The 23,106-nt window shown below is 65.3% G+C and carries 18 protein-coding genes; 13 read left to right on the top strand and 5 right to left on the bottom strand.

The annotated features are described in order from the left end of the window. Positions 1-7: 7 nt before the first annotated feature. Together EI171_RS16605 and EI171_RS16600 are read right to left on the bottom strand one after the other, a co-directional pair. The gene (locus EI171_RS16605) at positions 8-1,381 is read right to left on the bottom strand and encodes a hypothetical protein (protein WP_028174414.1); all 1,374 of its coding nucleotides are present in this window, start codon (positions 1,379-1,381) and stop codon (positions 8-10) included. 96 nt (positions 1,382-1,477) lie between these two features. Next, positions 1,478-2,752, bottom strand: coding sequence for an allantoate amidohydrolase (locus tag EI171_RS16600; RefSeq protein ID WP_161534024.1), 1,275 nt, complete (start codon positions 2,750-2,752; stop codon positions 1,478-1,480). A 408-nt stretch (positions 2,753-3,160) separates the two neighbouring features. On the opposite strand from EI171_RS16600, the gene EI171_RS16595 reads away from it, so the two are divergent. The 6 genes from EI171_RS16595 to EI171_RS16570 are packed head-to-tail and all read left to right on the top strand — an operon-like array spanning position 3,161 to position 9,041. Continuing rightward, positions 3,161-4,273: a BMP family ABC transporter substrate-binding protein gene (locus EI171_RS16595; protein ID WP_038966718.1), complete on the top strand. Its 1,113-nt coding sequence runs from the start codon at positions 3,161-3,163 to the stop codon at positions 4,271-4,273. Then, positions 4,270-5,382, top strand: coding sequence for an ABC transporter permease (locus EI171_RS16590; protein WP_097532425.1), 1,113 nt, complete (start codon positions 4,270-4,272; stop codon positions 5,380-5,382). The genes EI171_RS16595 and EI171_RS16590 overlap by 4 nt, the downstream gene beginning before the upstream one ends. 1 nt (position 5,383) lies before the next feature. Then, a complete protein-coding gene (locus tag EI171_RS16585) occupies positions 5,384-6,310 on the top strand; it encodes an ABC transporter permease (protein WP_011088891.1) in 927 nt (308 codons plus the stop codon). A 25-nt stretch (positions 6,311-6,335) separates the two neighbouring features. After that, positions 6,336-7,019: a cysteine hydrolase family protein gene (locus EI171_RS16580; protein ID WP_097532426.1), complete on the top strand. Its 684-nt coding sequence runs from the start codon at positions 6,336-6,338 to the stop codon at positions 7,017-7,019. Next, positions 7,016-8,548: an ABC transporter ATP-binding protein gene (locus EI171_RS16575; RefSeq protein WP_011088893.1), complete on the top strand. Its 1,533-nt coding sequence runs from the start codon at positions 7,016-7,018 to the stop codon at positions 8,546-8,548. Before EI171_RS16580 ends, EI171_RS16575 begins: the two co-directional genes overlap by 4 nt. A gap of 13 nt (positions 8,549-8,561) precedes the next feature. Beyond that, positions 8,562-9,041, top strand: coding sequence for a nucleoside deaminase (locus EI171_RS16570; protein WP_161534022.1), 480 nt, complete (start codon positions 8,562-8,564; stop codon positions 9,039-9,041). A 195-nt stretch (positions 9,042-9,236) separates the two neighbouring features. On the opposite strand, the gene EI171_RS16565 is transcribed toward EI171_RS16570, so the two are convergent. Next, complete coding sequence (locus tag EI171_RS16565) at positions 9,237-10,343, bottom strand: hypothetical protein (RefSeq protein ID WP_097532429.1); 1,107 nt, start codon at positions 10,341-10,343, stop codon at positions 9,237-9,239. A gap of 583 nt (positions 10,344-10,926) precedes the next feature. Between EI171_RS16565 and EI171_RS16560 the strand changes: the two genes are divergently transcribed. The 4 genes from EI171_RS16560 to EI171_RS16545 all read left to right on the top strand — a co-directional run bounded on the left by EI171_RS16560 (position 10,927) and on the right by EI171_RS16545 (position 15,631). Next, positions 10,927-12,498 carry an ABC transporter ATP-binding protein gene (locus EI171_RS16560; protein ID WP_202633154.1) on the top strand — a complete coding sequence of 524 codons (1,572 nt, stop codon included), beginning with the start codon at positions 10,927-10,929 and terminating at the stop codon, positions 12,496-12,498. Then, complete coding sequence (locus tag EI171_RS16555) at positions 12,482-13,573, top strand: ABC transporter permease (protein WP_161534018.1); 1,092 nt, start codon at positions 12,482-12,484, stop codon at positions 13,571-13,573. The genes EI171_RS16560 and EI171_RS16555 overlap by 17 nt, the downstream gene beginning before the upstream one ends. After that, positions 13,560-14,477, top strand: coding sequence for an ABC transporter permease (locus EI171_RS16550; RefSeq protein WP_161534016.1), 918 nt, complete (start codon positions 13,560-13,562; stop codon positions 14,475-14,477). Before EI171_RS16555 ends, EI171_RS16550 begins: the two co-directional genes overlap by 14 nt. A 77-nt stretch (positions 14,478-14,554) precedes the next feature. Next, the gene (locus EI171_RS16545; protein WP_161534014.1) at positions 14,555-15,631 is read left to right on the top strand and encodes a BMP family ABC transporter substrate-binding protein; all 1,077 of its coding nucleotides are present in this window, start codon (positions 14,555-14,557) and stop codon (positions 15,629-15,631) included. 109 nt (positions 15,632-15,740) lie between these two features. Here the strand turns inward: EI171_RS16545 and EI171_RS16540 are convergent, their stop codons facing one another. Next, positions 15,741-17,090 carry an 8-oxoguanine deaminase gene (locus tag EI171_RS16540; RefSeq protein ID WP_161534012.1) on the bottom strand — a complete coding sequence of 450 codons (1,350 nt, stop codon included), beginning with the start codon at positions 17,088-17,090 and terminating at the stop codon, positions 15,741-15,743. Between the two features lie 153 nt (positions 17,091-17,243). Between EI171_RS16540 and EI171_RS16535 the strand changes: the two genes are divergently transcribed. The 3 genes from EI171_RS16535 to EI171_RS16525 are packed head-to-tail and all read left to right on the top strand — an operon-like array spanning position 17,244 to position 22,211. Beyond that, positions 17,244-18,071, top strand: a complete 828-nt coding sequence (locus EI171_RS16535) for an FAD binding domain-containing protein (protein ID WP_060908378.1) — start codon at positions 17,244-17,246, stop codon at positions 18,069-18,071. Beyond that, positions 18,068-20,791 carry a molybdopterin-dependent oxidoreductase gene (locus tag EI171_RS16530; RefSeq protein WP_161534010.1) on the top strand — a complete coding sequence of 908 codons (2,724 nt, stop codon included), beginning with the start codon at positions 18,068-18,070 and terminating at the stop codon, positions 20,789-20,791. The genes EI171_RS16535 and EI171_RS16530 overlap by 4 nt, the downstream gene beginning before the upstream one ends. Positions 20,792-20,813: 22 nt before the next feature. Next, positions 20,814-22,211: a nucleobase:cation symporter-2 family protein gene (locus EI171_RS16525; RefSeq protein WP_161534008.1), complete on the top strand. Its 1,398-nt coding sequence runs from the start codon at positions 20,814-20,816 to the stop codon at positions 22,209-22,211. On the opposite strand, the gene uraD is transcribed toward EI171_RS16525, so the two are convergent. After that, positions 22,212-23,099: a 2-oxo-4-hydroxy-4-carboxy-5-ureidoimidazoline decarboxylase gene (gene uraD / locus EI171_RS16520; RefSeq protein ID WP_038966721.1), complete on the bottom strand. Its 888-nt coding sequence runs from the start codon at positions 23,097-23,099 to the stop codon at positions 22,212-22,214. Between the last annotated feature and the right edge of the window lie 7 nt (positions 23,100-23,106).

Below are 23,106 nucleotides of genomic sequence, written 5' to 3'. Positions count from 1 at the left end.
CTCCGGATCAATCGTTCCACTGGAGGAGCGGCGTTCCATACGCCCTCCTCCAAACGGACAGGAAGCGTGGAAACCAGGAGTGAGCTACGGCGCCCTTGTAAGCCCAGGTGCGATATTTCAGACCATGCTCCGAGATCAATTCCTGATAACCGCCATGGACCTCGGTCGCGGTCCGGATGTCCTTCAATATCCCCTGGGCGCAGGCCCGATAGGTATCGCCTCCCGAGAATTCGTCGTAGTCGAGCATGCGATCGGCAAACTCGACGTTGAAGGTCGGCCAGGACGAACGCCCCTGATAGGCGGGAGCCGCGATCTTGTGGATCATCTTGTTCCGGGGATTATCCGCGGACACCAGGAAATGGAACGTGCTGGGGATGCGAAAACGCGGCTCGGCGATGATCAGATCCGTCGTGGCCGCGAACAGCGCGCGCTCGCTTGCCTCGCTCATATCCCAAAATCCGCGATGCACGCTGACGAAGTCCAGGGCGACCGATGACACCGGCGAGCCCGCCGGGCCATCCAGAGAGTGCCTGATATAGCCGCCCTTGCCGAACAGGCGGAGCAGGTCCCTCTTGTAGTGCCCCAGGTCGTGCCCGAGCAGCCGCTTCAGCTCATTCTCGTCGACGACCCCGAGCTCCACGCCCCATACGAACGTCGTGTAGACGCAGGCGTTGGTGACGAAACGCCTGCGCTCGGCACGCGTGTCCGTCGCCGCGGAGCGCGGCGCGCGGGCGTCGCAGAGCAAATACCTGACACCGTCGTCGTCGAACGGCTCCAGCTCACGCGCGAGCTGAAGGATCGCGCGCTTCAGGTCGCCGCCGTATTCGGCCAGCAGCAAGCGGCCGGCATGCGCGCATTGTGACATCGCCAGATAGGACGACGCTCTCTCCTCGGCAGAGATCATCTGCCGCAGGCCGGCCAGAATGCCGAGCAGCGTGTCCGACGGGCGCGAGAAATAGTTCACGCCGAGATACCGTGCGTGTCCCGCCGGGACGATGGTCGTCGTGACGACGTTGGCTCGAACCGCCTCCAGCAACAGACGGACGCTCTTTTCGAGCAGACGCGCCCGCCGCACCGCGTCCTGCGCATCCATGATGGTCTCGGGGTCGAGGACATCAGGGTAGAACCAGGCGAAGTCGCGCGGGTAATAGGCGGATGCGTGCGGCGCTCCCGTGACGAGAAAGGACTCGGTCACCGAGAAGGCGCTGTCCATCGAGTGCCGGTAAAGATCTTCGATGGCCGACAACGAAGGATGCGACTTTCTCAGGAATCGATCACCGAGAAAATTGACGGCCTGAAGAGCGTTGGCGGCAAAGGTCGCGGCCATACCCTGGTAAAACCGATTTCCGCGATGTGACGGCAAGGAAATATCGCTGTTCATGTGCGCCTGGTGTCTCGGGATCCCGGCGATGGCCGGCCACCGTTCCAAGCGTGACTGATTCGTGTCTCGTCCCGATGACGTGCGGGCTCCCGATAGTCACTTCGCGCCGGCGCGATCCTCCCGCGGCCTGAAATTCTCGATCACCCTGAGCAGCACCCGGGCGCCGGCGTCGGCGTCGGCGAGCTCGACATGCTCGTCCGGGTGATGGCTGACGCCGCCACGGCAGCGGACGAAAATCATGCCGACATCGGCGATGTCAATCATGGCCATGCCGTCGTGCCCGGCCCCGCTCGGCAGGTCGAACACGGAAACGCCTTCCGCGGCGATCGCATGCGCGATCTGGTCTTTCAGCCAGGGCGCGCAGGGTGCGGTGCGGTTCTCGTGGGTGACATCGAGCTGGAGCGTCAGCTGCCGGCGCTTAGCGATCGCCTCGATCTGCCTGACGACGTCGGCGACCGCGCGCTTGCGGTGCATGTCGGTCGGCGCGCGCATGTCGATGGTGAAGGACACCTCGCCCGGGATGACATTGGTCGCGCCGGGCCTCGCCTGGATGTAGCCGACGGTGCCGACCAGGCCGCCCTCGTCGGTCCGGCAGAACTGCTCGATCGCGCCGATGCATTCGGCCGCGCCGGTGAGCGCGTCACGGCGCAGCGCCATCGGCACGGTGCCGGCGTGACCGGCCATGCCGTTCAGCCGCACGGCCAGCCGTGTCGCGCCCGCAATCGCGGTGACAACGCCGACGGGCAGGTTCTGTGCTTCCAGCACCGGACCCTGCTCGATGTGCAATTCGAGATAGGCCAACAACTCGCGCCGGGCCCGCGCGGCCGCGCCGACATGGTCCGGGTCGAAGCCAAACTTGACGAGCGCATCGCGCATCGACACGCCGTCGCGATCGCGCGTGTTCAGGACGCTCTCGTCGAAAGTGCCGGCCACCGCACGGCTGCCGAGCAGCGTTGAGGCGAAACGTACCCCCTCCTCGTCGGCAAAGCCAATGACCTCGATCGCGAACGGCAGGCGCTTGCCGCGGCGGTTGAGATCGGCGACGCAGGCGATGGCCGTGATCACACCCAGCGGCCCGTCCCATTTGCCGGCGTCGCGCACGGTGTCGTAGTGCGAGCCGAGCATCAGGCAGGGCGCCCCCGGCCGCTCGCCCTCATAGCGGCCGCAGACATTGCCGATCGCATCGAGATGCGCGCTCATGCCGGCCTCACGCATCCAGCCGAGGATGAGATCCGCAGCGGCGCGCAGCTCCTTGCTGAGATAGATGCGGGTGAGCTTGTCGGTCTCTTCCGAAATCGCGCCGAGCACGTTGATGCGGCGAACGATCTCCTCGCCGAGCGATGCATCTTGAACGGCGGTAGCAGCACCCATCTCGGTCGAGCTTTCCATCTTCTGGGACCGCGGCGGCGGCGGTCCTGGCGGCGATCGATACAAGTTCGGTGCCAGCAAAATAATGCGGCCGGCGCCGTCCCAATCAGCGCGTGGTTAGCATGAATGCGCCTCGCCGGCAGACTGCCCGACGCCAGTCATGCACATGCGAGAGCTGGTTAAGACTGCTCAACTCCACTGCATACAATAGAACAATATTGCCCATAAATTGACCTGCTATTTTCCTCAGCAGGATTCCATCAAGATATATATCCTTTATTTTTCAATAGCTTGTATCGTTATGCACACTTCATGGCCTCTGGCACAAAGCTTGCGACAACTTATCCCGGCTCCGCCAAACCGGCGGTGGCCGCGAGATCAAGGCGGGGCATCCGCCAAGGGGAGCAAGCAATGGATTTTGGCAGGATTTCACGACGTCATTTGTTGCAGGGCGGCGCCGCCCTCACCCTCGGCGCGGCGGCGGGCGCCCGCCCGGCCTTCGCGGCCGACACCACCATCGGCTTCATCTATGTCGGCTCGCGCGACGACTACGGCTACAACCAGGCGCATGCCCAGGGCGCGGCAGCGCTAAAGAAGATTCCCGGCCTCAAGGTCGTCGAGGAAGAGAAGGTGCCGGAGACCGACGCGGTCGAGAAGACGATCGAGTCCATGATCAATCTCGATGGCGCCACCCTGCTCTTCCCGACCTCGTTCGGCTACTACAATCCGCACATGATCAAGATGGCCAACAAGTTCCCGAAGCTGCGCTTCGAGCACTGCGGCGGCCTCTGGACCGACAAGGACCCGAAGAACGCCGGCAGCTATTTCGGCTATATCGACGAAGCCCAGTACATCTCCGGCATCGTCGCCGGCTACACCTCCAAGAGCGGCAAGCTCGGCTTCGTCGCCGCAAAGCCGATCCCGCAGGTGCTGCGCAACATCAATGCCTTCGCGCTCGGCGCAAAGCTCGCCAATCCCAAGGCGACGACGCAGGTGATCTTCACCGGCGACTGGTCTATGCCGGTCAAGGAAGCCGAAGCCACCAACAGCCTGATCGACCAGGGCGTGGACGTCCTCACCTGCCACGTCGACGGGCCGAAGACGATGGTCGAGAACGCGGCGCGCCGCGGCGCCTTCGTCTGCGGCTATCACACCAACCAGTCGCCGCTCGCGCCGAAGGCGTATCTCACCGGCGCCGAGTGGAATTGGGAAGCGCTCTATCCGAAATTCGTCAAGATGATCGCCGCCGGCGAGAGCATCCCGAACTTCTATCGCGGCGGCCTCAAGGAAGAGATCGTCAAGACCTCGCCCTATGGCGAAGCCGTCTCCGCCGAAGCGCGCAAGCATGCCGACGACATCAAGGCCAAGTTCTTGTCGGCGGAAGGATACGCGATCTTCAAGGGAGGGCTCGTCGACAACAAGGGCAAGACGATGATCCCTGCCGGCACCGATCGCGGCCAGAAGGATCCCGAACTGGAGAAGATGGACTATCTCGTCGAAGGCGTGATCGGAGCGACTTCGTGACCACGGAAGCGGCGGATTCCGCCGAGGCGGCCGGGACAATTGCCCCGGCCGCCGATCCGGGATTCCTCCAGCGCCACGGCGCGACAATCGAGTACATCCTGATCCCCGGCGCGGCGCTCGCCGGCGCGCTCGTGGTCTTCGGCATTTTCGTCGCGATGTTCGGCAAGAACCCGCTCGACCTATATTTCTACATGTACTACGGCGCCTTCGGCACCTGGTTCTCCTGGCAGAACACGCTGACGCGTGCTGCGCCGCTGATCCTCACCGCGCTCTGCACCGCGCTGCCCGCGCAGCTCGGCATGGTCATCATCGGCGGCGAAGGCGCGCTGCTGATCGGCGCTCTGTCCGCCACGAGTGCGGCGCTCGCACTCCAAGGCATGCCGCCGCTCGTCGTGCAGATCGCCATGGTCATCGCCGGCGTGATCGGTGGCGGTCTGTGGATCATGCTATCCGGCGCGCTTCGGCAGTACCGCGGCGTCAACGAGACCATCTCGAGCCTGCTGCTCGTCTACATCGCGCTCGCGATCCTCAACCATCTCGTCGAGGGGTTGATGCGCGATCCCGCCAGCCTCAACAAGCCGTCGACCCGCGAGATCGGTGCCGCCAACATGATCGGCTCCATCCCCGGCACCGACGTGCATTGGGGTCTCGTCTTCGGCCTGATCGCGGCGATCGCCGCCTACATCCTGATCTATCACACCGTGTTCGGCTTCGCCGCGCGGGTCGCCGGCGGCAACATCCGCGCCGCGAAGATCGTCGGCCTCGGCGTCAGCAAGCTGATCCTGACCGTTTGCTTCCTCGCCGGCGGCGCCGCAGGCCTTGCCGGCATGGTCGAGGTCGCGGCCGTGCAGGGGCGCACCAACGCCAATCTCGCGGCTGGCTACGGCTTTACCGGCATTCTCGTTGCGTTCCTGGCGCGGCAAAATCCGCTCGCCGTCATCCCCGTCGCGATCCTGCTCGGCGGCATCAGCGCCAGCGGCGGCCTGTTGCAGCGCCGCCTGGGGCTGCCCGACGCCTCCGTGCTGGTGCTCCAGGGCATCATCTTCGTCTTCGTGCTGGCCAGCGATGCGCTCTACGGCCGCATCGGATTCTTGAAGGGAAGATCCTGAGATGGCAGACGGATCGATCGGACTCTGGACCGTCCCGCTCGCCGTGCTCGGCGGAGCCATTCGCGTCTCCACGCCTTTCCTGTTCGTGAGCCTGGGCGAATGCATCACGGAGCGCTCAGGCCGCATCAATCTCGGCCTCGAAGGCACGCTGGTGATGGGCGCGATGAGCGCCTACGGCATCTCCTATCTCTCGGGATCACCATGGTTGGGTGTGCTCGCCGCCGGCATCACCGGGGCGCTTCTCGGCGCACTGCATGCCGGCATCTGCTCGCTGCCGCGCGTCAACGACGTCGCGGTCGGCATCGCCCTGATGCTGTTCGGCACCGGGCTTGCCTTCTATCTCGGCAAGCCGCTGATCGAGCCCACCGCACCGCGGTTGCCCGCGATCGATTTCGGCTGGTGGAGCGACATCCCGCAGGTCCGCGCGGCGCTACGCGTCAATGTCCTGTTCCTGATCGGCGTCGCGCTCGCGCCGATCCTTTACTGGGCCTTCCGGACCACACGTTGGGGCCTTCTCATTCGCACCGCCGGCGAAAGCTCTGACGCTGCACGCGCCATGGGCCATTCCGTGCTGCTGATCCGCCTGCGTGCCACCATGGTCGGCGGCTTCCTCGCCGGCATCGGCGGCTCGTTCCTGTCGCTGTTCTATCCCGGAAGCTGGAACGAGGGCCTGTCCTCCGGGCAGGGCATCACCGCGGTCGCGCTTGTCATCTTCGCGCGCTGGGATCCCCTGCTCTGCCTGTGGGCCTCGCTCGCCTTTGGCGGCGCCGCGGCGCTGGGACCGGCACTGCAATCGGTCGGCGTCACCTCAGGCTATCACCTCTTCAACGCCGCGCCCTACATCCTGACGCTGGCGATCATGATCATCACCTGCTCGCCCAAACGCACGCTGACCGGCGCGCCCGCCGAACTCTCGATCACACGGTAACACGCGACACGCAACGAGGTCGTCCATGCCCGAGCGCTACATCAAGTCCGAGCCCTATGCCTGGCCCTATAACGGTGACCTCCGTCCCGAGAACACGGCGCTGATCATCATCGACATGCAGACCGATTTCTGCGGGGTCGGCGGCTACGTCGACAAGATGGGCTATGACCTCTCGCTGACGCGGGCGCCGATCGAGCCGATCAAGAAGCTGCTCGCGGCGATGCGCGCCCAAGGCTTTCACATCATCCATACCCGCGAGGGCCATCGTCCCGATCTCTCCGACCTGCCCGCCAACAAGCGCTGGCGCTCGCGGCAGATCGGCGCCGGCATTGGCGACCCCGGACCCTGCGGACGTATCCTGGTGCGCGGCGAGCCCGGCTGGGACATCATCGAGGAGCTTAGCCCCCTGCCGGGCGAGCCCATCATCGACAAGCCTGGCAAGGGCTCGTTCTGCGCCACCGACCTGGAGTTGATCCTGCGCGTGCGCGGCATCGAGAACATCGTGCTGACGGGCATCACCACCGACGTCTGTGTCCACACCACCATGCGCGAGGCCAACGACCGCGGCTTCGAATGTGTCCTGCTGCACGATTGCTGCGGCGCCACGGACAAGAGCAATCACGATCATGCGCTGAAGATGATCAAGATGCAGGGCGGCGTATTCGGCGCGGTCTCGACCTCCGAGGCCTTCATAGGAGCGATTTCGTGATCATCGGCGAAACGCCTCCGCCCTCAGGCGCGTTCGGCGTCGACGCCATCGCCATGACCATGCGCTTCGGCGATTTCCTGGCGCTCGACAATGTCGAGCTGAAGGTGCGGCCGGGGTCATTCCATGCGCTGCTCGGCGAGAATGGCGCCGGCAAGTCGACGCTCGTCAAGTGCATCATGGGCTATTACCACGCAACTGAGGGCGACATCATCGTCGGCGGCCGCGAGCAGGCGATCGCCAACCCGAAAGACGCTCACGCCCTCGGCCTCGGAATGGTCTACCAGCACTTCACGTTGGTGCCGGCCATGACGGTCGCCGAAAACCTCGTTCTGGCACGTGACATTGTGCCGGCCGTGGTGGACTGGTCGAAGGAGATGAAGCAGCTCGAGGCCTTTCTGGCGCGGATGCCCTTCAAGGTGCCGCTCTCCGCAAGAGTCTCCGACATCTCGGCCGGCGAACGGCAGAAATGCGAGATCCTGAAACAGCTCTATCTGAAGCGCCGCTTCCTGATCCTGGACGAGCCCACCTCGGTGCTGACGCCGGCGGAGGCGGACGAGGTGCTCGGCATGCTCCGCGACATGGTCGTCAAAGGCGAGCTGACGATCCTGATGATCACGCACAAGTTCCGCGAGGTCATGGCCTTTGCCGACGAGGTCACGATCCTGCGCCGCGGCAAGCTCGCCGGAGCCGGCAAGGTTGCCGAGCTGACGCCGGACGCGATGGCGCGCACCATGATCGGCGCCGAGGAGCTGACGGTGCAGCCGCCGCGCACCGGCGAAGCCGGCCAGGCGCGGCTGGAGCTGGAAAAAATTCGCGCGCTCGACGACGCCGGCGCCATTGCCGTCCATGACGTTTCCCTCACCGTGCGCGCCGGCGAGATCGTCGGCATCGCCGGCGTCTCCGGCAACGGCCAGCGCCAGCTCGTCGAGGTGCTGGCCGGCCAGCGCGAGGCCGAGAGCGGCGAGGTCCGCGTCGCCGGCGATCCCTATCACGCCAGCCGCGAGGAAATGCGGCGCCACAAGATGTCGCTGCTGCCCGAGGAGCCGCTGAAGAACGCCTGTGTCGGCGGCATGAGCGTCGCCGACAACATCGCCTTCCGCGAGTTCGACCGCGCACCGTTCGCCAGCGGCGGCTGGTGGCTCAATCGCAGCGCCTTCCGCAACGACGCCATGAAGAAGATCGGGCAGTACAAGATCAAGACTCGAACGCCCGATACGCCGATCTCGGCGCTCTCGGGCGGCAATGTCCAGCGCGCCGTGTTGGCCCGCGAGCTCGGCGGCGACGTCGAGGTGCTGATTGCCGCCAATCCCTGCTTCGGTCTCGACTTCGCGGCGGTGGCGCAGATCCACGCCGAGATCATGGCGGCCCGCAACCGCGGCGCGGCGGTGCTGCTCGTCAGCGAAGACCTCGATGAACTGCTCGAACTGTCCGATCGCCTCGTGGTAATGTTCCACGGCGAGTTCGTGTATGAAGCACGAACCAGCGAGGCCGATCTCACCGTGATCGGTCGGCACATGGCGGGACACTGACTGCGGAGGACCGATGGACGGCGCACGCGACGAGCACTTTCTGCGTCTGTCCTTTGCGGTCGCCCGCCGCTCCCTCACCCATCGCAACCATCCCTTCGGCTGCGTCGTCGTCGCTGCGGACGGCAAGGTGCTGATCGAGACCGAGAACGGCTACATGCCTGATTGCGACGGCACTGCGCATGCCGAGCGCCTCGCGGCCACGCAGGCCTGCCGCACGCTCAGCCGCGAGGTGCTGGCAGAGGCCACGCTCTACTCCTCGGCAGAGCCGTGTGCGATGTGCGCCGGGGCGATCTACTGGGCCGGCATCGGCCGCGTCGTCTACGGCCTCAGCGAGCACCGCCTGCGCGGCGTCACCGGCAACCACCCGGAGAACCCGACCCTCGATCTGCCCTGCCGCACGGTCTTTGCCAGCGGCCAGCGACCGACGGAAGTCGTCGGGCCGCTGCTGGAGGACGAGGCCGAGGTGCTGCACGACGGCGTGTGGACGAAGTAGCCGCCACCACAAACTCGTAAGCGTAGGGTGGGCAAAGGCGCTCTTGCGCCGTGCCCACCATTTGAATGCAATCGAAGCAGAAGTGGTGGGCACGCTTCGCTTTGCCCACCCTACGGCAGCGTCTTCCCGTAAATACAAATGGCGCCGCACGGGTCATGCGCGGCGCCATCGTTGCAGCTTGGAGTCTTCAGCCGATTAGAACTTCACAGTGATGCCACCGTAGACCGTCGATTCGGTGCAGCTCTTGGTGCTCTGGCCGGTCGCGGCGACCGTGCAGACACCCGCCATGGCGTTGTGGTCGAGACCGAACTTGTTCTGCCAGTAGCGGTAGGCAACCCAGAGGTCGACGAAGTGCGAGTACTTGTCACCCCAGACCGCCTTCGAGGCATCGAAGGTCAGGCGGATCGGTTCGCTGTTCAGCTCGGTCTTCGACTTGGTGCTGAAGATGCCGGTGCCAGACAGCGCGGGAAGGCCGTTCGAGTCGCCCTTCGGTCCGTACCAGCCGGCGCGGCCGCTGATCGACCAGAATTGCATGTTGGGCGGCAGGAAGCCGAGGTCCATGTAGTAGTTGATCTCGACGGCCCAGGTCGGGTTGTAGCTGACATTGCCGTCCGAGTTACACGTCACGCCCGCAACGCCCGGTCCGAACAGGCCGCACTGGGTGAAGGCGTTGTGGTTCGAGAACTCCCAGTACATCAACGGAGCGACGTTGATGTAGCCCTTGTAGGGAAGGTCGAAGGCGAACTGGAGACCGGCGACGACGTCGCGCTTGGCGGGCGCGAGGAAGGTGTTCTCGGTGTTGGCGTCCATGCCGACTTCGAACGAGATGTTGTGCAGCGGCCCCATGGTGAAGGCCTTGGTGTTGAAGATCTCGTTCCAGCCGAAGGTCGAGCGGAACAGGCCATAGATCTCGGTCGCACCCGCGCAGTCGCTGGCGGTGCCGCCGATGTTCACGCCGGGCGCGACGCAAGGGCTGGCGGGGTCATTGTGACCCGACTTGAACATCGAGATGGTGAAGAAGTTGGTGCCGTAGGCCCAGAGGTCGAAGTGGGTGAAGGAGTAGACCTGCTTGGCTGTGGTGCCGTTGATGCTGCCGTCGGGGCGAACACTCCACATGCCGGGGTCGGTGCCCTTGGGCATCCAGGAGAACGTGACGCGGTTGTCGATCACCAGGAAGAACGGGAGGTCGGCCGGCTTCTTGGCAGCCTTGACCGGCAGATCCGCCGCCTGGGCCAGGCCAGAGGTAGCGAGCGTAGCAAGTGACAGCGCGGCGGCTGCAATTGCCTTGAAACGAAACGACATCCTGAATACCCCCAAGTTTGAACACGTAAAAATGAACGTCCCTTGGGTGCGACACTTGCGCCGATCTCCCGGGGTGAGAAGCCTCAACTTTTTTCAAGGCATGCCGCTTGTTTCGGCAGCCGGTGGCTCTTCTCCGCGGAGTTTTGAGGATTCTTGTGCGCTCCCACCTGCCTGCACGCGGCAAGGCAAGGCGGCCCATTGCCGGACATTCCCGTTTGATTTTGTTTGCTTTTCATGTCGGAGCGAAAGGACAGACATGATGATCGGCGGCCGTCGTCACGTCGGCCTGCAAATGCATACGCACGGTGGCGCGACTTTGCTCAACTTCACGTCAAGCCTGCACAGCCGGTTCCGATTTGGCTTGAACCGTCACAAATTTGCAACAGACGTCACGCGCAAGCCGCGCCCGCAAGGACAGTCCTGAGGCGCTGGAGCACGATCCGCGCACGGCGAGAGCGGCGACTCGCCGGGGCTAGTCGCCTGCCGAAGCGTTGAGCAAGGGATGACGCTTTTTCACACCTTACGCAGCGGTTCAAACTAGCCCAGTATTGAGGCACTTCACCCCATGCAAGCATATCAGCGAATGTTAGATCCGACGACTAACGGCCTGCATTCCGGCGAGTCCCCGCTGCTTCAGACGCTCGGACTCACCAAGCGCTATGGGGATTTCCTCGCCAATGACTCCATCGACATCGACATCTGGCCGAAGGAAATCCACGCGTTGCTGGGCGAGAACGGCGCCGGCAAGTCGACGCTGGTCAAGGCGATCTACGGGCTGATCCAGCCCAGCGCCGGCGAGATCCGCTGGCAGGGCGAGCGGATCGCGCTGTCCGGCCCGTCGGAAGCGCGCAGCCGCGGCATCGGCATGGTGTTCCAGCATTTCTCGCTGTTCGACAATCTCACCGTCGCCGAGAACGTCGCGCTCGGCCTCGACGGCAAGGAATCCTTCAAGGACATGTCGGCGCGGCTGGAGCAGATGTCGAAGACCTACGGTCTGCCGCTCGATCCCAAGCGCGAGGTCTGGCAATTGTCGGTCGGCGAGCGCCAGCGCATCGAGATCGTCCGCGCGCTGATGCAGAACCCGAAATTCCTGATCCTGGACGAGCCAACCGCGGTGCTTACACCGCAGGAAGCCGACCAGCTCTTCATCGTGTTGGAGCGGCTGAAGGCCGAAGGCCGCGCCATCCTCTACATCAGCCACAAGCTCGAGGAGGTGAAGCGGCTCTGCGACACCGCAACGATCCTGCGCGGTGGCAAGAAGGTCGACACCTGCAATCCCCGGCTCGAGACCGCCGCCTCGCTCGCGCGCATGATGGTCGGCGGCGAGATCAAGGAGGTGAAGGCGGCGGCCGGCCGGAAGACTACCGTGCCGCGGCTCGTCGTCAACGATCTCTCGCTCGCACCGGCCGAGGCCCATGGTGTCAGGCTTGAGCATATCTCGTTCGAGCTGAAGGGCGGTGAGATCCTTGGTATCGCCGGTGTCGCCGGCAATGGCCAGGACGAGCTGTTCGCCGCCCTCTCCGGCGAGCGGCTGTCCAAGGACCCCGGCACGGTGGTGATCGAGGGCATCGCCGCCGGGCATCTGTCGATCACGCAGCGGCGCAAGCTGGGCGCCGCCTTCGTGCCCGAGGAGCGACTTGGCCACGGCACCGCACCGCGCATGAAGCTGTCGGAGAACGCGCTGCTGACCGGGCACGCCGCCAGCGGTATGGTCAATCACGGTTTCATCGACACCGCGGCGACGCTGAAGACCGTCGACCGCGCGACTGAAACCTTCGACGTACGCAAGGCCAAGCGCGATCCGGAAGCAGCATCCCTCTCCGGCGGCAATCTGCAAAAATTCATCGTGGGCCGCGAAATCCTGCGCAACCCGGCGGTGCTGGTGGTGAGCCAGCCGACCTGGGGCGTCGATGCGGGCGCCGCCGCCGTCATCCGCCAGGCGCTGCTCGATCTGGCAACCGCCGGCGCCGCCGTGCTGGTGACCAGCCAGGATCTCGATGAGCTCGCGGAGATCGCCGACCGCATCGCCGTGATGTTCCACGGCCATTTGTCGGAGCCGCTCGCCACGCACGACGCAACACGCGAAAAGCTCGGCCTGTTGATGGGCGGCAGCAGCCTGGAGCCGAAGGAGGCCGCGCATGCAGTTGGTGCTTGAGAAGCGCGCCGAGCGCTCCAACACGATCGCGCTGGTCTCGCCACTGATCGCGATCGGCCTCACGATCGTCACCATGACCATCCTGTTTGCGATCCTCGGCAAGAATCCGCTGCTCGCACTGCACGCCTACTTCATCGCGCCGCTCACCGACAGCTATTCGCTCCAGGAGATCGCGGTGAAGGCGACGCCGCTGGTGATGATCGCGATCGGCCTGTCGCTCTGTTATCTCGCCAATGCCTGGAACATCGGCGCCGAGGGGCAATTCCTGATCGGCGCGGTCGCCGGAAGCTGGATCGCGGTGGAGACGCAAGGCACTGACGCCGGGGCCTGGGTATTGCCGGCCATGCTCGTGCTCGCCGCCGCCGCAGGCGCGCTCTATGCGCTAATCCCGGCGATCTGCAAGGTGAAGTTCGGCGCCAGCGAAATCCTGACCAGCCTGATGCTGGTCTACGTCGCCGATCTCTTTCTCGACTATCTCGTGCGCGGTCCCTGGCGCGATCCGCACGGCTTCAACTTCCCGACCACGGCCGAATTCGATCCGGTGGCGACGGTGCCGCTGCTGATCGAAGGGGGCCGGCTGCATCTCGGCTCGATCATCGCTCTGCTCGTCGTCGCAGCAGCGGCAATCCTGCTCGGACGGACCATCAAGGGTTTTGAGATCCGTGTGGTCGGCGCAGCGCCCCGTGCGGCGCGGTTCGGCGGCTTCAACGCCAACCAGTTGATCATCCTGACCTTCGCCGTCTCCGGTGCACTCGCGGGCCTTGCCGGAATCATCGAGGTCGCAGGTCCTGTCGGGCATCTCCAGCCCGGCATCTCGCCCGGCTACGGATTTACCGCGATCATCGTCGCCTTCCTCGGCCGGCTGAACCCGCTTGGAATATTAATTGCAGGCCTTTTTCTCGCACTGACCTTTATCGGCGGCGAGCAGGCGCAGATCGCGATGAAGATCCCGTTGGATGTCACCAAGGTGTTTCAGGGCATTCTGTTGTTCTACGTGCTCGCCTGCGATTCCCTCATCCTCTATCGCTTCAAGCTGGTGTTCCCGAACCGACAGGTGGCCAGTGGAACTCATTGAAGCCATCATCCTTGCGGTGCTCGCGGCCTCGACGCCGCTGCTGATCGCCGCGACCGGCGAGCTCGTGACCGAGCGCTCCGGCGTGCTCAATCTCGGCGTCGAGGGAATGATGATCGTCGGCGCGGCCTGCGGCTTTGCCGGCGCCTGGCTGACCGGCTCGATTCTGGTCGGCGCGCTGTTCGGCATCGTCGCGGGCACGCTGATGTCGCTGGTGTTCGCGTTGATGGCGCTCGGGCTCGCCGTCAATCAGGTCGCGACGGGTCTGGCGCTGACCATTCTCGGCATCGGGCTCTCCGGGCTGATCGGTGCCGGCTTCGTCGGCGAGCGCATCACGCCGGCCGTGCACCTGTATATTCCAGGCCTCACCGACATTCCGCTGGTCGGCCGCGTGCTGTTCGGCGAGGACGCGTTCGTCTATTTCTCCATCGCACTCATTATCGGCGTCTGGTGGTTCCTGTATCGCACGCGCGCGGGATTGATCCTGCGCGCCTGCGGCGACAACCACGTCTCCGCGCATGCGCTCGGCTATCCCGTGCTGCGTATCCGCACCTTCGCCGTGATGTTCGGCGGCGCCTGCGCCGGGCTTGCCGGCGCCTATCTGCCGCTCGCCTACACGCCGTTCTTCATTCCCGGCATGACGGCCGGCCGCGGCTGGATCGCGCTGGCGCTGGTGGTGTTCTCGTCGTGGCGGCCGGGCCGGCTCGTCGTCGGCGCCTATCTGTTCGGCGCGGTGACCATCCTGCAACTGCACGCGCAGGGCTGGGGCGTCGGCATTCCCTCGCAATTCATGTCGGCGCTGCCTTATCTCGCGACCGTCATCGTGCTGGTCCTGCTCTCCCGCGCGCGCACCGGCGGCTCGACCGCACCGGCCGCGCTCGGCACCGTGTTCGTGCCTGACCGCTGAATTTCATTTCCGCAGCGTGCGCGATGGGGCGCGCACGTTGCGGATCGTGGCTTTCCCCTGATGTTTGGAGATTGATGATGAGGAAATCAGTTCTTGCACTCGCTGCCGGGCTTTTGCTCGCCGGAAGCGTCAGTGCAGCCTCCGCCGCCGACAAGCTGAAAGTCGGCTTCATCTATTTGGGTCCGATCGGAGATCTCGGCTGGACCTACCAGCACGACCTCGGCCGGCAGGCGCTGGTCAAGGAATTGGGCGACAAGATCGAGACCACCTATCTCGAGAACGTCCCCGAAGGCCCCGACGCCGAGCGCGCCATCGAGCAGCTCGTCCGCGCCGGCAACAAGCTGATCTTCACGACCTCGTTCGGCTACATGGATCCGACGCTCAAGGTCGCCAAGAAATATCCGAACGTGCATTTCGAGCACTCGACCGGCTACAAGCGCGACAAGAACATGTCGACCTATTCGGCCAAATGGTACCAGGGCCGTTACATCCAGGGCCTGATCGCGGCCAAGATGTCGAAGTCCGGCGTGCTCGGCTATATCGGCTCGTTCCCGATCCCGGAGGTCGTCTCCGGCATCAACGCGACGATCCTGGCGGCGCAGACCATCAATCCGAACATCAAGGTCAAGATCATCTGGGCCAACACCTGGTTCGATCCGGGCAAGGAGGCCGACGCCGCCAAGGCGCTGATCGACCAGGGCGCCGACGTGATCATGCAGCACACGGATTCGCCCGCCGCGATGCAGATTGCCAGCGAACGCGGCAAGCTCGCCTTCGGCCAGGATTCCGAGATGATCAAGTTCGGGCCGAAGACCCAGCTGACCTCGATCCTCGACACCTGGGGCCCCTACTATATCGAGCGCGTCAAGGCCGAGCTCGCCGGCACCTGGAAGTCCGAGGACACCTGGGGCGGCCTCGACAGCCACATGTTCGCGATGGCGCCCTACACCAACATGCCCGACGACGTGAAGAAGCTGGCCGAGGATGCCCAGGCCGCGATCACCGCAGGCAAGCTGCACCCATTCAAGTGCCCGGTCATTGGGCAGGACGGCAAGGAGGTCGAGTGCAAGGGCGGCGCCAATCTCGCCGACGGCCAGATTCTCGGGATGAATTTCTACGTCAAGGGCATCGACGACAAGCTGCCGGGCAAGTAGCACGCTTCTTGCATTGCCTAAATCACCTGCTCCTCCCGGAACAGGTTCGGAGGGGGTGGCCAGAAGCACCCGGCACTTGTGGTCGCCCCCTCCTTCTATTCCTGCTGGCTCATCCCGCCTGCATCGCCCACGCCGCGGAACTGTGGCGCCGGATGAGGTCGGCGACATCCAGTCCCGGGATCGCGCCGTCGATCACGGCCCATTTTCCCGCCACCATCACCCGATCGGCCCGGTGCGCCCCGCACAGAATGACCGCCGCGAGCGGATCGCCGTGGCCGGAGAAGCGCAGCTCGTCGAGCCTGAACAGCGCGAGGTCGGCCGCCTTGCCGACAGCGATCTCACCGAGTTCCGGCCGGCCGACACAGGCCGCCGAGCCCTTGGTCGCCCAGCGCAGCGCGTCCTTGTGGCTGACCTTCGTCACCCCGTAGCGCGCCCGTTGCAGCAGGAATGCCGCCCGCACCTCCTGCATCAGGTTCGACCCGTCATTCGACGCCGAACCGTCGACGCCGATGCCGATGCCGACGCCGGCCTCCTCCATCTCGCAGACCGGACAGCAGCCAGACGCCAGCAGCTGGTTGCTGCAGGCACAATGGCTGATGGTCGTCTTCGCCTTGCCGAGCCGCTTCATCTCGTCGGCGTTGAAAAATATGCCGTGGGCGAGCCAGGTCCGCGCATTGAGCCAACCACATTGCTCGAGATAGTCGAGCGGACGGCAGCCATACATCTGTTGGCAGAACTTGTTCTCGTCCTCGGTCTCGGCGAGATGGGTGTGCAGGCGCACGTCGAGCTTGTCGGCGAGATCGGCGGTCGCGCGCATCAGCGACGTCGTCACCGAGAAGGGCGAGCACGGCGCCAGCGCGATCTGCACCATCGCATCCGCGCCGCGCTGGTGATATTTCGTCACCACGCGCGCACTGTCGGCGAGGATCGTATCCTCGTCCTGCACGACGCTGTCGGGCGGCAGGCCGCCGTCGCGCTGCGACAGGTTCATCGAACCTCGCGTCAGCAGCACGCGCACGCCAAGGCGCTGTGCGACTTCGACCTCGATATCGACGGACTCTTCCAGCCCCGCCGGGAAGACGTAGTGATGATCCGTCGTCGTGGTGCAGCCCGACAGCAGCAGCTCGGACATCGCCACGGTGACGCCAAGCCGCAGCCGCTCCGGCGTCAGCTTGGCCCAGACCGGATAGAGCGCCTGGAGCCAGGGAAACAGCTCGCGGTCCATCGCAGCAGGCAGCGCGCGGGTCAGCGTCTGGTAAAAGTGATGATGGGTGTTGATCAGGCCGGGCAGCACGACGTGCTCGCCTGCGTCGAACACCGCGACATCTGCGGTCGCAGGCGTGCCGCCGGCCGGCACCAGCTCGACAATCCGGCCGTCTCTGATAACGATTCCGCGTTCGGCACCGTCGGCGAGAATGGCCAGCGGATCCCTGATCCAGATCGGCTTTGCGTCGCTCATGATCCTGTTTCTCCCCACATCCGCTGACGGCAGACCTGCAAGGCGGAGGCCAGCCCAATCGCGTTCCCGCTGCGACTTCTTGTTGCGACTTGGCTCTGGTCTTGCAAGACTTTCTCTCGGTACAAATCACTCGATGCAAGCGCTGGCGCAGCCATGGACTTGAATACCATCACAGCCGTAGCCCATCCGCAAACGCGCGCGCAGCTGCCCGTTTGGACGCCAGGCGATGCTTGGCTCGCAGGCGGCACCTGGCTGTTCTCGGAGCCGCAAGCGCAGCTGACGCGCCTGATCGATCTCACCGATCTGAAATGGCCGGCGCTGACGATCACCGAGAGCCATCTCGGCATCGCCGCCACTTGCACCGTCGCGCAGATCGACGGACTCGCCTGCCCGGCCGACTGGCTCGCAGCGCCGCTGATCAGCCAGTGCTGCCGCGCGTTCCTCGCTTCGTTCAAGATCTGGAAGACCGCGACCGTCGGCGGCAATCTCTGCATGTCGCTGCCGGCGGGACCGATGATCTCGCTCACATCAGCGCTCGACGGCGTCTGCACGATCTGGAAGGCTGGCGGCGGCGAACAGAAGATTCCCGTCATCGACTTCGTCACCGGCAACCAGCGCAACCGCCTGACGCCGGGAGACCTGCTGCGGCAGATCGATATCCCGATTGCCGCGCTGAAGCGCCGTACGGCGTTTCGCCAGATCTCGCTCGCCCCGGTCGGCCGCTCAGCGGCACTCCTGATCGGCAGCCTCGATAGCGACGGCACGCTGGCGCTGACAGTCACCGCATCGACGGTGCGGCCGATCCGCCTCACCTTTCACAAAGCCCCGGACGCGAGCGCGGTTCGCGACGCGATCGTGCAGCAGATCACCGATGACCTCTACCACACCGACATCCACGGCAAGCCGCTCTGGCGCAAGCACATGACGCTGCGGCTCGCCGAAGAGATTCGCGGCGAACTCCTGGGGGCAACGCCGTCATGAGCTTCGAGATCAACGGCAAGACGTTTCCGCAGGAGCCGCGTGCCGGCCAGTGCCTCCGCACGTTCCTGCGCGAGCTCGGTCATTTCGGCGTCAAGAAGGGCTGCGATGCCGGCGATTGCGGCGCCTGCACCGTGCTGCTCGACGGCGAGCCGGTGCACAGCTGCCTGATCCCGGCGTTCCGCGCCGAGGGGCGCACTGTGACCACGATCGAGGGCCTCGGCGGCGAGCACGGCGCGCATCCGATGCAGCACGCCTTCCTCGATGCGCAGGGCTTTCAATGCGGCTTCTGCACCGCCGGCATGATCCTGACCTGCGCCTCGCTGAACCAGGCGCAGCGCACCGATCTCGGCGCCGCGCTGAAAGGCAATATCTGCCGCTGCACCGGCTATCGCGCGATCGAGGACGCGCTGCTCGGCAAGATCAACGTCGAGGAGAGCATCGAGGCCGGCGCCGCCTTCGGCCGCAGCCTTCCGGCGCCAGCAGGTCCCGATGTCGTGCGCGGCAAGGCACGCTACACGTTCGACACGCAGATTGACGGCCTGCTGCACATCAAGCTGCTCCGCTCCCCTCACGCGCACGCCAGAATCACCGCGATCGACAAGTCTGCGGCGCTCAGCGTTCCCGGCGTGCATGCGGTGCTGACGCATGAGGACGCGCCATCGGTGCTGATCTCGACCGCGCGGCACGAGAAGGACTGGATGGACCCCGAGGACACCCGCATCCTCGACGACGTCGTGCGCTTCATCGGCCAGAAGGTCGCGGCGGTCGTCGCCGACAGCGAAGGCGCCGCCGAGGAGGCCTGCCGGAGGCTGAAGGTCGATTACGAACTCCTGCCTGCGCTGATCGATCCAGAGCAGGCGATGGCGCCGGGTGCACCTGTCATTCATCCCGACCGCACCACCGCAAACCGCATCGCCGATCCCCAGCGCAACCTCGCGGCTGAGACCCATGGCGAGTTCGGCGATGTCGCAGCAGCACTCGCCACATCCGCCGTCACCTATGAGGCCACCTTCCACAGCCATCGCGTGCAGCACGCCGCGCTGGAGACCCATGGCGGCCTCGCCTGGCTCGACGCCTCCGGCGTGCTCAACGTCCGCACCTCGACGCAGGTGCCGTTCCTGACCCGGCGCGCCCTGTCCGACATTTTCCAGCTGCCCATGGACAGGGTCCGCGTGTTCTGCGAGCGCGTCGGCGGTGGCTTTGGCGGCAAGCAGGAGATGTTCGTCGAGGATATCCTTGCGCTCGCCGCGCTGAAGACCGGACGCCCCGTGAAGCTGGAGCTCACCCGCGAGGAGCAATTCATCGCGACGTCGACGCGGCATCCGATGCGGGTCCACATCAAGGCCGGTGCCGATGCCGACGGCAAGCTCACCGCACTCCAGCTCAACGTGCTCTCCAACACCGGCGCCTACGGCAATCACGCCGGCCCGGTGATGTTCCACTCGCTGTCCGAGTCCATCGCCGTCTACAATTGTCCGAACAAGCGGGTCGACGGCTACGCCGTCTACACCAACACGGTGCCATCCGGCGCGTTTCGCGGCTATGGCCTGCCGCAGACGCTGATCGCGATCGAGGCCGCGATCGACGAGCTGGCCGGGCAGCTCGGCATCAGCCCCTACGACATGCGCCGGCGCAACATCGTCAAGCCAGGCGACCCCATGCTGTCGCCGCCGCCATCCGAATTTCACGACGTGCTCTATGGCTCCTACGGGCTCGACCAATGCCTCGATCTCGTCGAGCGCGCGATGCAGGCGGATGGCCCGCGGCCGGAGCCGTCGCCGGAATGGCTGATCGGCGATGGCATCGCGCTGACCATGATCGACACCGTGCCGCCCGCCGGCCACATCGCGGACGCCATGATCGCGCTCAACGACGACGGCGGCTTCGATCTCACCGTCGGCACCGCCGAGTTCGGCAACGGCACCAGCACGGTCCACCGCCAGATCGCGGCGACGACGCTGGCGACCACCGTCGACAGGATTCGCCTGCGCCAGTCCGACACCGCCCATGGCGGCCACGACACCGGCGCCTATGGCAGCGCGGGCACCTTCGTCGCCGGCAAGGCGACGCATGCAGCCGCCGTGCAGCTTGCCACGGACTTGAGGGGGGCCGCGGCCGGCGCCTGGCTTTGCGATGTCGGAAGCTGCGCGCTCGAGGACGAGTTCGTCGTGAGCGGCGTCAGGCGCATGTCCTTTGTGGAGCTTGCGAAGCTTGCGCGCGAACGCGGCCAGCCGCTCGCAGCACAAGGCAATTCCGGCGGCACGCCGCGCTCGGTCGGCTTCAACGTGCAGGGCTTTCGCGTGGCGGTGAACAAGGGCACCGGCGAGCTCAAGATTCTCAGAAGCGTGCACGCCGCCGACGCCGGCGTCGTCGCCAATCCCATGCAGTGCCGCGGCCAGGTCGAGGGCGGCGTCGCGCAGGCGCTTGGTGCTGCGCTCTACGAGGAGATGGTGATCGACGCGGACGGCCGCGTCACCAACGCCAAATTCCGCGACTACCACCTGCCCTCCTTCGCGGACGTGCCGCGCACCGAAGTCTTCTTCGCCGAGACCTCCGACACCATCGGCCCCTTGGGCGCGAAGTCGATGAGCGAGAGTCCGTACAATCCGGTCGCCGCGGCGCTCGGCAACGCGATTGCAGACGCCACCGGCATCCGCTTCACGGCGCCGCCGTTCAAGCCAGACCGGCTGTTTCCGGCGCTGCACGATAAATTTGGTTAGGCCTATTTTGGGGGATTCATTCGTGAGCAGCGAGGTCCATCCCGTCGACGAAGTCCTGCCGGTCCCGCGCCTGCTCGCGCTCGGGCTCCAGCATGTGCTGGTGATGTATGCCGGCGCGGTCGCGGTGCCGCTGATCATCGGACGCGCGCTGAAGCTGCCGCCGGAGGACGTCGCCTTCCTGATCAGCGCCGACCTGTTCGCCTGCGGGCTTGCGACGCTGGTGCAATGCCTCGGCTTCCCCGGCGTCGGCATCCGCCTGCCCGTGATGATGGGCGTAACGTTTGCCTCGGTCGGACCGATGCTCTCGATGGCCGCCGCGCCCGACATCGGCCTGCTCGGCATCTACGGCTCCGTCATCGCCGCCGGCCTGTTCGGCATCGTCGCCGCGCCCTTCGTCAGCCGGCTGCTGCCGCTGTTTCCGCCGGTCGTCACCGGCAGCATCATTCTCGTCATCGGCATCTCCTTGATGCGGGTCGGGATCAACTGGGCCGGCGGCGGCCTGCCGACCTTGACGAAGGTCGTCGACGGCGTTGCAGGCAGCTTTCCCAATCCGGCCTATGGGCAATTGCAGGGGCTCGGCATTTCGCTGTTCGTGCTGCTCTTCATCCTCGGCCTGATCAAATGGGGCACCGGCTTCCTCGCCAACGTCTCCGTGCTGCTCGGCATCGTCGCCGGCGCCGTGCTCGCGACCATTCTGGGCGTGATGCATTTCGACAAGGTCAGTGCTGCCTCCTGGGGCGCGCTGGTGATCCCGTTCCGCTTCGGCATGCCGCAATTCCACCTCGTGCCCGTTGTCACCATGTGTGTCGTCATGATCGTGGTGATGATCGAGTCGCTCGGCATGTTCCTCGCGCTCGGCGACATCACCGGCAAGACGGTCGACCGCGAAGCCCTGAGCCGAGGCCTGCGCGCCGACGGCGTCGGCACGCTGCTCGGCGGCATCTTCAACACCTTTCCCTACACCTCGTTCTCGCAGAATGTCGGCCTCGTCTCCGTCACCGGCGTGCGCTCGCGCTGGGTGACGGTGACGGGCGGCTGCATCATGCTCGGCCTCGGCCTGTTGCCGAAGCTCGCGGCGCTGGTCGAGGCGGTGCCGCTGGTCGTGCTCGGCGGCGCGGGCCTCGTGATGTTCGGCATGGTCGCGGCAACAGGCGCGCGCATCCTCACCTCGGTCGATTTCCGCACCAACCGCTACAATCTCCTCATCGTCGCGATCTCGATCGGCTTCGGCCTGATCCCGCTCGCCGCGCCCGGGTTCTTCCGGAACCTGCCGCATGATCTACAGCCGCTGCTGGAGTCCGGCATTTTGCTTTGTGCGGTGGTCTCGGTACTGCTCAACGCCTTCTTCAACGGCTTGGGCGGCGGCGCTGCGGCCGAGGCGGATGCAGCGGCAGTCGCGTCATCCGCACAACATGTCTAGCTAGCTGCCGCGATAGGTCGCGTAGCTCCAGGGCGTGACCAGCAGCGGCACGTGGTAGTGATTTTCCGGCTCGCTGATCGCAAAGCGCAATGGGATCTCGTCGAGGAACGGCGGCTCCGATAGCGGCACGTTGCGCTCGGCGTAATATTTGGCGACGCGGAAGCGAAGCTCGTAGCGGCCGATCGGAAGCGGACGGCCGCCGATCAACGGCTGATCGGTACGCCCATCCGCATTGGTGACGGTGCGCGCGATGACGCGGCTCTCGCCGAGACTCGCAAGCTCGATCAGCTCCACCGGGATACCTGGCGCGGGCTTGCCGGCGTGATTGTCCAGCACATGCGTCGAGAGCCGGCCATGCACCTTGAGCTTGTCGTCGGCGACGACGAGCTGGTCGAGCCGCAGCGCCGAGATGCGGCCGATCTCCTCGATCGCACGTCGCGTCTCGGTCTTGGCAATATTGAGCAGCCGCGTTTCGAAGTCGCGCAGCACGGAATCCTTCGTGTGACGGCGCACGCAGACGATGTAGGGGAAGCCGAACTTTTCACGGTACGCATTGTTGACGCGTTCGAACGCGGCATATTCGGCGTCCGACAGCCGGTCAAGCCCAGCGCTGTTCTGCTCGTCAGTCGATTCCGCCGTCAGGCCCGCGGCGCGCTGGGTCTTGTTGGCGAGATCGGGATGCGCCCGGATCAGCGCCAGCTGCACGTCGGGCTCGGCGCTCTGGATCGCGGCCATCAGCGCGGCGTGCAACTGGTTGATGCCGGTGAACGGCCGCTGCCCGGCGAGCTTCTCCGCAATCCACGGCGAATATTCGACGACATTGGCGAGGGCCGCGACGAAGTCGGCTTTGTCGGCGGCGTTGAGATCGGCGAGCGAGATTTGCGACATCACACCT

This window comes from Bradyrhizobium sp. LCT2 (genome assembly GCF_009931255.1).
In the GTDB taxonomy this organism is placed as follows: Bacteria; Pseudomonadota; Alphaproteobacteria; order Rhizobiales; family Xanthobacteraceae; genus Bradyrhizobium; species Bradyrhizobium diazoefficiens.
Note: the sequence above shows the minus strand (reverse complement) of the source record. Positions and strands in the feature narration are given on the sequence as shown.